This window comes from Pseudomonas sp. 34 E 7 (assembly GCF_900005715.1).
GTDB classification, from domain to species: domain Bacteria; phylum Pseudomonadota; class Gammaproteobacteria; order Pseudomonadales; family Pseudomonadaceae; genus Aquipseudomonas; species Aquipseudomonas orientalis_A.
In genome coordinates this window covers 1-9455 of record NZ_CVTX01000103.1, presented here as the reverse complement: position 1 = coordinate 9455, position 9455 = coordinate 1, and the positions used below count along the sequence as shown (strand labels likewise).

At 64.0% G+C, this 9455-nt stretch carries 5 protein-coding genes and 1 pseudogene; 3 read left to right on the top strand and 3 right to left on the bottom strand.

The annotated features are described in order from the left end of the window. A pseudogene (locus tag BFP96_RS08005) lies at positions 1-932 on the bottom strand (ABC transporter permease); the annotation flags it as partial. Position 933: 1 nt separating this feature from the next. Beyond that, positions 934-1602, bottom strand: coding sequence for an ABC transporter ATP-binding protein (locus BFP96_RS08000; RefSeq protein WP_057721635.1), 669 nt, complete (start codon positions 1600-1602; stop codon positions 934-936). Between the two features lie 280 nt (positions 1603-1882). Between BFP96_RS08000 and BFP96_RS07995 the strand changes: the two genes are divergently transcribed. The 3 genes from BFP96_RS07995 (at position 1883) to BFP96_RS07985 (ending at position 5943) form a co-directional block, all read left to right on the top strand. Beyond that, on the top strand, positions 1883-2560 hold the full coding sequence (locus BFP96_RS07995) for a lipopolysaccharide core heptose(II)-phosphate phosphatase PmrG (RefSeq protein ID WP_065935992.1): 678 nt from the start codon (positions 1883-1885) through the stop codon (positions 2558-2560). Between the two features lie 188 nt (positions 2561-2748). Beyond that, positions 2749-4404 (top strand): lipid IV(A) 4-amino-4-deoxy-L-arabinosyltransferase, encoded by a 1656-nt coding sequence (gene arnT / locus BFP96_RS07990; protein ID WP_065935991.1) that lies wholly within the window; start codon positions 2749-2751, stop codon positions 4402-4404. Positions 4405-4425: 21 nt separating this feature from the next. After that, a complete protein-coding gene (locus tag BFP96_RS07985) occupies positions 4426-5943 on the top strand; it encodes an ArnT family glycosyltransferase (protein ID WP_065896123.1) in 1518 nt (505 codons plus the stop codon). 325 nt (positions 5944-6268) lie between these two features. Here the strand turns inward: BFP96_RS07985 and BFP96_RS07980 are convergent. Continuing rightward, positions 6269-9455 (bottom strand): non-ribosomal peptide synthetase (locus BFP96_RS07980; RefSeq protein ID WP_139113368.1); only part of this gene is annotated, 3187 nt, incomplete at its 5' end.

Sequence of the window (9455 nt, the reverse complement as noted above, 5' to 3'; positions counted from 1 at the left end):
CTGGCGAGCAGGTATCCGCTGGCAACGCCGAGTACGCCGCCCAGCAGCGCCAGGAATCCCAGCTCCACGCCCAGGCTCAGGATCAGCAGGCGTGCGCTGACCCCGCAGGCACGCAAGGTGCGCAGCAGGCCCCGGCGCTGCTCCAGGGCCAGGCCGATGGCCGCATGCACGATAAACAGCCCCACCACAAAGGACAAAAAGCCCAGGGCGTCGAGGTTCAGGTGAAAGCTTTCAGTGAGGCGCGAAAGGTTGTTGTCGTCGCCCTGCTTGAGTTGCAGCCCGGCAGGTGGTGTGGGATGACGGGCGGCGAAGGTGTTGTCCAGCAGCAGACGCGACAGCCGGCCCTGCATGTCGAGCAACGGTTGGGCAAAACCGATATCGGTGAGCAGCATGCCGGGGGCCATGTCCGGCTGCACTTGCAGCGGCGGCAGGCGTTGCCCGTTGGCCGTCAGCGGTTGCTCGCCTTCCTGCAGGCCGAGCGCCTGCAAGGTTTGCGCGGCAATCCAGGTGCGCCCCGGCGCGTCGAAAAACGCCAGTATCTGCGCCTGGCTCAAGCGTTGCCCCGCCAGGCTGCCGCTGCCGGGCAACGACACCGGCTCGATGCCCATCAATTGCAGACGCTGCTCTTCATGCCCCTTGAGCACCACCCGCCCCTGCACCACCGGTGACACCGGCCACCCGGCACGGCGCAGTTCGGCGAACACGGCTTGCGCGAAGCCGGCACCGTCCGGCGCACTCAGGCTGGCTTGCGGTTCGCCGCCGATCAATTGGCTGGCCCGCGCGTAACCGTCCCGCGCCTGACTATTAAGGGCCTGCACCCCGGTCAATAACGCGGTGGCCAGCCACAGGCCGGTCAGCACGCTGAAAAACTGCACCGGGTGGCGCCGCCAATGGCTCAACAGCGCACGCAGCGCCCAGTAGAACACTGCCATCTCAGCGCGGCTCCATCGGCACGACGCGGCCGTGATGCAACACCACCTGCTGATCCAGGCGTGCGGCCAGGCGCGGGCTGTGCGTGACCATCAACAGGCTGGTGGGGCTGTCGCGCAACAGGTCGAGCAACAGTTGCAGCACCTCATCGCTGGTGGTTTCGTCAAGATTGCCGGTGGGCTCATCGGCCAACAACAAGCCGGGGCGCGACGCCAGTGCACGCCCCACCGCCACCCGCTGTTGCTGGCCGCCGGAGAGCTGTTCCGGGTAACGCTTGAGCAAATCGCCCAGGCCCAGGCGCTCCACCAACTGCGCCTGCCACTGCGCATCGAACCGCCCGGCCAGGCGCGCCTGAAACGCCAGGTTGTCCTCCACACGCAAACTGCCGATCAGGTTGAACTGCTGGAACACCAGGCCGATTTCGGTGCGCCGCCACTGGGCCAGTTGCCCTTCGTTGAGGCGATCCAGGCGCTGGTCGCCGATCAGAATGCTGCCGCCATCCACCCGATCCAGCCCGGCCACCAGGTGCAGCAACGTGCTTTTGCCGCTGCCCGACTCGCCCATCAGCGCCAGGCTGCTGCGCGCCCCCAGGTGCAGGTCGACACCCGCAAGAACTGTCAGCGGGCCTTGGGGGGTGGCGTAATTTTTAACAACACCTTCTACCTGCAACATACGAACGCTCGGGTTAAGGACTGCAAACGAGAATAACGGCTGATGGACGTTCCCACGCAATTTTTTCACATTGATTTCACCGCCTGCCCACTCCGAACACTTTAAATTCCCCACCCTCGCAGCACTAACAGACAACTTTAAAGTTGCCCCACGCGTTGCTTCTTAATACCCATATGTTCAGCTGAAAGACAGCAGCCTTGTGACAGGCTTTTGCTCCACCAGGAACATCTGCCGTATGAGTTGCGCCGGTCTTTTAACAACAAAACAATTACGTGTACCTATGGTGAACAGCGTGGCAGACATTACCCTGACCAAACCCCGAAGGGCGAGGTTACAGCGCCTGAGAAAATTCCGCGTGCCGGTGGCGGGCGTCATCGTATTCGCCCTGCTGCTGAGCGCTTTTTTATTCTGGCCAAGGTCACCGCAGGATCTGGGCACAGGCAACCGCCTGGTCACTTCCGGGGTGCTGGCCGGATGGCGCAACGGCGACCTGATCGTGCTGGTGCGGCATGAAGAGCGTTGTGATCGCTCGGACAATCCCTGCTACGGACCCGCCGACGGCCTGACGATCAATGGCACGCAACGCGCGGCCGCCCTGGGCAGCGCCTTTCAAACACTGGGCATGGAGCGCACCGACGTGCTCAGCAGCCCCACCACGCGCACCGCGCAAACGTCGTTGTTCATGTTCGGCAAGACCGAGTTGTCCCCCGGCCCCCTCGCCATCTGCGGTGACGCCATGGGCGAAGAAGCCCTCAGCCATAAACAGGCGGGGCGCAACCTGATGCTGATCACCCACAGCGCCTGCATGAGTGACTTGCAGGAGGCCCTCGGCTATCCCCATGCACGGGCTGCCGAGTACGGCAGCGCCGTGTTCGTGCAGGTATTGCCCGACGGCAAACTCAAAGCCTTGGGCACTATGAAAAGTCAGGAATGGGCGGCCGCGCTGAAACAACTTTAAATACACTTTTTTACATATTGCCGAGTAGTGCGTTCAGCAAAACGACAGCCCGCGTCTGGCATGTTAAGCGCGCCTGTTAGTTCAGGACGCCCTAACTTTTCTGATGAATCAGTGATTATCTTAATGTTCGACGCCGTTGATTATTCAAACTTCGCGCCTGCCCCTGAACATCAAGCAGCGAGGTGTTCATGACCCGATTGAAGCCCTTGCCGGTGCTGGTGCTTGGCCTGGTGATTTTCCTGGTGCTGCCGTTGGGTTTGCACGGTTTGTGGACCCCGGATGAAACCCGCTACGCCCAGGTCAGCCAGGAAATGCTCATAAGCGGCAACTGGGTAGCACCGCACTTCATGGGGGTGCGTTATTTCGAGAAACCGGCTGCGGGCTATTGGCTGATCGCCCTGGGCCAGGCCGTGTTTGGCGAGAACCTGTTCGGCGTACGTATCGCCTCTGTCCTGACCTCGGCGTTGAGCGTGCTGCTGGCCTACCTGATGGCCCGCCGCCTGTGGAACGACCCGCGCAAAAGTTTTGCCTGCGCGTTGCTCTACATGAGTTTTGGCCTGGTGGCCGGGCAAGCCGGGTATTCCAACCTCGATCCGCAATTCACGTTCTGGGTCAACCTGAGCCTGGTCGCCCTCTGGTTTGCGCTCGACGGCACCACGCCGCGCGCGCGCCTGGGGGCCTGGGCCGTACTGGGACTGGCCTGCGGCGTGGGCTTCATGACCAAGGGCTTTCTGGCGTGGCTGTTGCCGGTGCTGATCGCCCTGCCTTATATGATCTGGCAGCGCCGCGTCGGCGAGCTGCTGCGCTACGGCCCGTTGGCGATCCTCGTCGCGGTGCTGGTCTGCCTGCCGTGGGCGCTGGCGATCCATGGGCGCGAACCGGATTACTGGCGTTTCTTCTTCTGGCATGAACACATCCGCCGCTTCGCCTCGGACACTGCACAGCATGTGCGGCCAGGGTGGTTTTTCCTGCCGATCATGGTGGTGGCGTGCCTGCCCTGGTCCGGTCTGCTGCCCGCCACCCTGCTCAACGCCTGGAAACACAGGCGCGAGCCGGCCATAGCCTTTCTGGCCCTGTGGCTGTTGCTGCCCCTGGGCTTCTTCAGCCTGAGCAGCGGCAAGCTGCCCACCTACATCATGCCGTGCCTGTTACCCCTGGCGTTGCTGATGGGCCATGCCTTGATCGACCTGCTCAACCAGCGCAAAACCCGTGCGATCTTCATCAACGGCACGCTCAATTTCATCCTCGGCATGACGGCCATGGTGGCGCTGATTTACCTGCAGATCGCCAACCCGATCTACAGCAACAGCCACGCCGAAATGTTCAACCTGTCCCTGGCCTTTATCGTGCTGCTCGGCTGGATCCTGGCCAACCTGCTGCAAGCGATGCGCCCGTTGACGTTATGGGCGATGCCGGCCCTGGGTATCGGCCTGCTGGTGGCGCTGCTGCCGGCGAGCATGCCGCAGATCATTGCGGATAATGAAATGCCCGACCCGTTCGTGCTTGAGCATCTGGATGAACTGCAACACACCCGTGCTCTGCTGAGCAATGAACTGGGTTCGGCGGCGGCCCTGGCCTGGCGCCTGCGCCGGCCGCAGGTGGCGTTCTACAACACTGCGGGGGAACTGCGCTACGGCCTGGATTACCCGGATACGCAACAGCGCAAGGTCACCCTGGACAGCGTTCAGTCCTGGTTGAAGGATGCTCGAACGCAGGGTTCGGTCGGCGTGCTGATGCGCGTCAAGAACACCAGCGAACACCTTGAAGAAGGCCAACTGCCGAGCGGTGGCAAGCGCTACCGCAAGGGCAACCTGGTACTGACGATTTACCCTCAACAACCTTGATCACCCTCACAGGAAAAGCCCATGCGCTTGTGCAAAACCGAACGCGGCGCCCTCATTTTATTGCTCGGCGTCTCGGCCTTGCTCCTGCTGCTGGGCCTGGGCAGTCGCGACCTGTGGGGGCCGGAAACGCGCTGGGCGAACATCGCCCTGCAGATGCTGCAAAGCGGTGACTACTTCGATCCGTACCTGAAGGGCGCGCCCTATTACGACAAACCCCTGCCCTCCTACTGGCTGATCACCGGTCTGGCCAACATCATGGGCGGCCTGGGTCCCTGGTCACTGCGCCTGTCATCGGTGATCGCGGCCTGGCTGAGCATCTGGCTGGTGTACCTGATCGGCGAACAGCTGTTTCGCAAAGGCACCGGACTGATCGCGGGCTGGATGCTTGCCACCACCTTCTACTTCCTGTTCTGGGCCCGCGTGGCCACCGCCGATGTGCTGACCGTGTGCGGCGTGCTGGCGGCAGTCTGGTGGTATTGGCGCGGGCCGGACGACACCCGGCTGGGGCGCTATACCGTGTTCTTCCTGTTGCTGGCGGCAACATCGCTGTTCAAAGGCTTGATCGGGTTCGTACTGCCGGGGCTGGTGCTGCTGCCGCATCTGCTCAGCCAGCAGCGCTACAAACGCCATCTCAACCCGAGGCTGGTACTGGCGCTGCTGATCGCCGGCGCGTTCTATGCGATTCCTTTCGTACTGTCCCATCTCTACGGCGCCCCCACCTACGGCGAGAGCGGCCTGCAACTGGTGTTTCGCGAAAACGTGGTGCGTTTCTTCGACCCCTTCGACCATATGGGCCCGATCTACACCTACCTGATCTACCTGCCGGCCTACACCCTGCCGTGGGCACCGTGCTGGGTGCTCGGCGCATGGCTCGCCATCCGTCACTGGCGCCATACACCGCCCAACGTGCGCTGGCTGGTGTGGGGCCTGGGCCTGTTGTTCGTCTTCTTCACCGCCAGCGGCAGCCGACGCAGCTACTACGTACTGCCCCTGGTGCCATTTGCCCAACTGCTCGGCGCCTGGTGGCTGAGCGAACGCCTGCACCAGCAACCGGCCCGGTGGCCGCGCTGGCAAAAAGGCTTCGGTATTGCCGCAGGCCTGCTGCTGTTGGTGCTGGGTGTGATCTACCCCTGGAGCACCGGCAACGGCGGCGTCACTCGCTTTGCCGAGGATGTAAAAGCCCAGGCCGTGAAAAGCGCACCCTGGAACCAATGGCAACTGGTGCTGGTGGAAGTGGACAACAAGCTGCCGATGTACCTGCAAAACGGCGGCAAGCCGTTCTACTACGTCAGCGAAAACCAAGACTTCCCGCGCCAGGGCGACAGCGCCGCGTTCATGGCCTGGCTGGAAAAAACCAGCGGCCAGGGGTTCGATCCGCAGCACACGATTATCGTTGCGCAGTACTCCAGGCAAGACCCCCAGCCGTTGGCATTTTTGGCGGCTGATCATCAAGTGGTCACGACGCAGCCGGACAATGGCGAGCGGTTATTCAAGAGTCGATCGGGGGGGAGCGTGGCGTTTATTCCCGACGGGCATTGAGTGGAAGGGGGCAAGCCCCAATGCCAGTCACTCAAGGCTTTTTGTAGGAGCGAGCTTGCTCGCGAAAAACGTCAACGATAACGCGTGCTTTCTGAATGAGCGCGGTGCCTGTGAGTTTTTCGCGAGCAAGCTCGCTCCTACAGACGGCGCTTTCAGTGCCTGGATTCGGCGGCGGTGGTTGAGATGCAAGGCAGACGGCGTTCGATGGTGGGGCAGGCAACACCGTTAAATGTGGGAGGGGGCTTGCCCCCGATGGCGGTGGGTCAGCTGATACATCCACTGCTGACACTCCTTCATCGGGAGCAAGCCCCCTCCCTCAGTGTGCCTAGATTCGGCGGCGGCGGTTGAGTTGGGGGATGGCGGTTTGCGCCACTTCCACCGGCGGCGCTTGCGGCAGCGTGCGCGCCGCCAGTTGCGCCAGTGTCGGCTGGCTGAACAGCGTCCGTGCATCCACCTCCAGCCCGGCCTTGCGCAGGCGGGCCACCAGGTTGACTGCCAGCAACGAATGCCCGCCCAGTTCAAAGAAGTGGTCGTGCCGCCCTACCCGTTCCAGTTTCAGCACCTGCGCCCAGATCGTGGCCATCAGGTTTTCCACCTCGCCCTGAGGCGCTTCATAGGCGCGGCTGATCACCGCTTCCAGCCCCGGCTCCGGCAAGGCCTTGCGGTCGAGTTTGCCCGCGGGGTTGAGCGGCAGTTTATCGAGTTGCACGAAGGCGGCCGGCACCATGTATTCAGGCAGCTGTTCCAGCACATGGGCGCGCAACGCATCCAGGCCGGGGGCCTGCTCGCGCAGGGTGAAGTAGGCCACCAGGCGCTCGTCGCGAATCAGCACCGCCACTTCGCGCAAGGCCGGATGAGCGGCCAGGCGCGCTTCGATCTCGCCCAGCTCCAGGCGCACGCCGCGCAGTTTGACCTGGAAGTCATTGCGCCCGAGGAATTCCAGGTTGCCGTCCGGCAGGTAGCGCACCAGGTCGCCGGTGCGATAGAGCCGGTCGCCGGCGACGAAGGGGCTGTCGATGAAGCGTTCGGCAGTCATCTCGGCCAGGCCCAGGTACCCACGGGCAACCCCGACGCCGCCAATGTGCAGTTGGCCGCTGATGCCCATCGGCACCGGTCTGTCGTGGTCATCCAGTACATACAGGCGGGTGTTGTCGATCGCCCGGCCGATCGGCAGTTGCAGCGCGGGCACCGGCGCGCCCGGTTCCAGGGTCCACGCACTGCTGTCCACCGTGGCTTCGGTGGGCCCATACACGTTATGCAAGCGCACGCCAGGCAAGCGCGCCTGCACCCCGCGCGCCAGGGCCTCGGTCAGCTCGCCACCGCCGCACAGTACGTCGGTCAGGCTGGTGCACAGGGCTGACGCTTCCAATTCGAGAAACTGCTGCAACATCGCCGGTACGAACTTGATCACGCTGATGCGCTGCTCGCGGATTACCTGCGCCAGGTACGCCGGCTCGCGATGCCCGTCGGGTCGCGCCAGCACCAGGCGCATGCCCTGGGTCAGCGGCCAGAACAGCTCCCACACCGAGCCGTCGAAGCTGAACGGCGCGCGTTGCAGCAACGCACCGCCCGCGGTCGGCGGGCACAGCCGGGAGCCCCAGTGCATGAGGTTGCCCAGGCCGCGATGCTCGATCATCACGCCCTTGGGGGTGCCGGTGGAGCCGGAGGTGTACATCACGTAGGCCAGGTGGTCGACCGTCAAACCCGGCACCACCGGGTTGTCGGCCGGTGCCTGGTGCCAGCTGCAGTGGCCGAAATCGATCACCGGCACCGCCACATCCTGCACACAATCACGGGTGGCGGCCTGGAGCAGCAGCGCCACCGGTTGGCTGTCTTGCAGCATGTAGGCCAGGCGCTCGCGGGGATAGCCTGGGTCCAACGGCACATACGCGCCACCGGCCTTGAGAATCCCCAGCAACCCCACCACCAGGTCCAGCCCGCGTTCGACGCACAGCGCCACCCGCGAATCGGGCTTTACACCGTGCTCGCGCAGGTGAAAGGCCAACTGATTGGCGCGTTGGTTGAGTTCGCGATAGGTCAGTTGCTGCGTGCCTGCCTGCACCGCGACGGCATCCGGCAGTTGCCGCGCCTGGGCCTCGAACAGCGCTTGCACGGTGAGGGTTTCGGGATAGGCGGTGACGGTGGCGTTGAAGTCCACCAGCAGCTGTTGCAACTCGCTGGAGGGCAGTACCTGCACATCGCGCACCAGGGTCGCCGGCGCCTGTTCCAACGCCTCGACCAGAGCGCCAAGCGCGGTGGCGAAATAACCCAGCACACGCTCGGCCCCCACTGTACGCGGCGCCTTGGCCTTGAGCCGAAAGCCGCTGGCGATGTCGTCCACCGTGAGCATCAGCGGATAACTGAGGATGTCCTCGCTGCTGAGCAAGGCGATACCCGGCACCAGGGTCAACGCCGGCTCGGCGCTGGTGTGACGATAATTGAGCAGGCTGTTGAACAGCGGCGCGGCGCGGCTGCAACGCTGGGCCAGGGCCAACGAGGCTTGCTCATGCACGAGCAAGGCGCTCAGTTGCTGATGGGTGTCGGTCAATGCGTCTGCCACGCTTTGCCCGGCCAGGCGCACGCGCAGCGGCAAGGTGTTGATAAACATGCCCAGGGCACGATCCGCGCCCTCGCCCGCTTGCAGGCGACCGAGCAACACCGTGCCGAACACCACATCTTCGCGGCCGGCCACGCGGCTGAGCACCTGCGCCCACGCGAGGTGAAACAGGCTGGCGGCACTGACCCCAACCGCGCGAGCCTGGGCACGCAGGCGTTGGTTGAGTGACGCATCGAGCGCCTGCACGCACTCTTCGATTTCAGCGCGATCGGCCTGGCGCTCCTGCAAACCGAAGGCCAGCGTCGGTTCATCCACGTCCGCCAGGCGCTCACGAAAGAACGCCTCGTGGGCCGCTTGCCGCTGTGCTGAACGGGTCTGCGCGACCACGTTGCGGTACGGCACCGGCATCGGCAACTGCGCCTGTTGACCGAGCAGATGGGCACGAATTTCGTCCACCAGCACGGTGGTCGAGGTGGCGTCGTTGACCAAGTGGTGGAAGCGCAGCCTGGCCACCCAGCGCTGCTGGTGCGGTTCTTCGGCGTAATCCAGGGCCATCAGCGGCGCGTGGCGCAGGTCCAGCGACCGGGCGGGGTCACGCAGCGGTTCGAACGGCAACTGCGCGTGCCGCCACACCACCTGCATCGGCTGTTCAAGGGCATCCCACACCAGGCTGGTGCGCAGGATGTCGTGACGGTCGATCACCTGTTGCAGCGCCTGGGCAAACGCGTCCAACTGCTCGCGGCGCGCAAAACTGAACATCGCATGCTGCTGGTAGGGATCGCGCTCATCGGTGATGTGGTGATAGAGCAAGCCTTCCTGCAACGGCGCCAGCGGGTAGATCTCCTGCACATTGCCGGCGCCACCGGGGATGCCGGCGACGATGCGGTCCAGGCTGGGCTGGTCGAGGTCGGCCAGGGCAAGCATGTCCGCCGTAATCTGCGTGCAACCGGCCGGG

Coding starts and splice junctions, on each gene's coding strand:
- BFP96_RS08000 (WP_057721635.1), bottom strand. CDS start 1,602: ATGTTGCAGGTAGAAGGTGTTGTTAAAAATTACGCCACCCCCCAAGGC.
- BFP96_RS07995 (WP_065935992.1), top strand. CDS start 1,883: ATGGTGAACAGCGTGGCAGACATTACCCTGACCAAACCCCGAAGGGCG.
- arnT (WP_065935991.1), top strand. CDS start 2,749: ATGACCCGATTGAAGCCCTTGCCGGTGCTGGTGCTTGGCCTGGTGATT.
- BFP96_RS07985 (WP_065896123.1), top strand. CDS start 4,426: ATGCGCTTGTGCAAAACCGAACGCGGCGCCCTCATTTTATTGCTCGGC.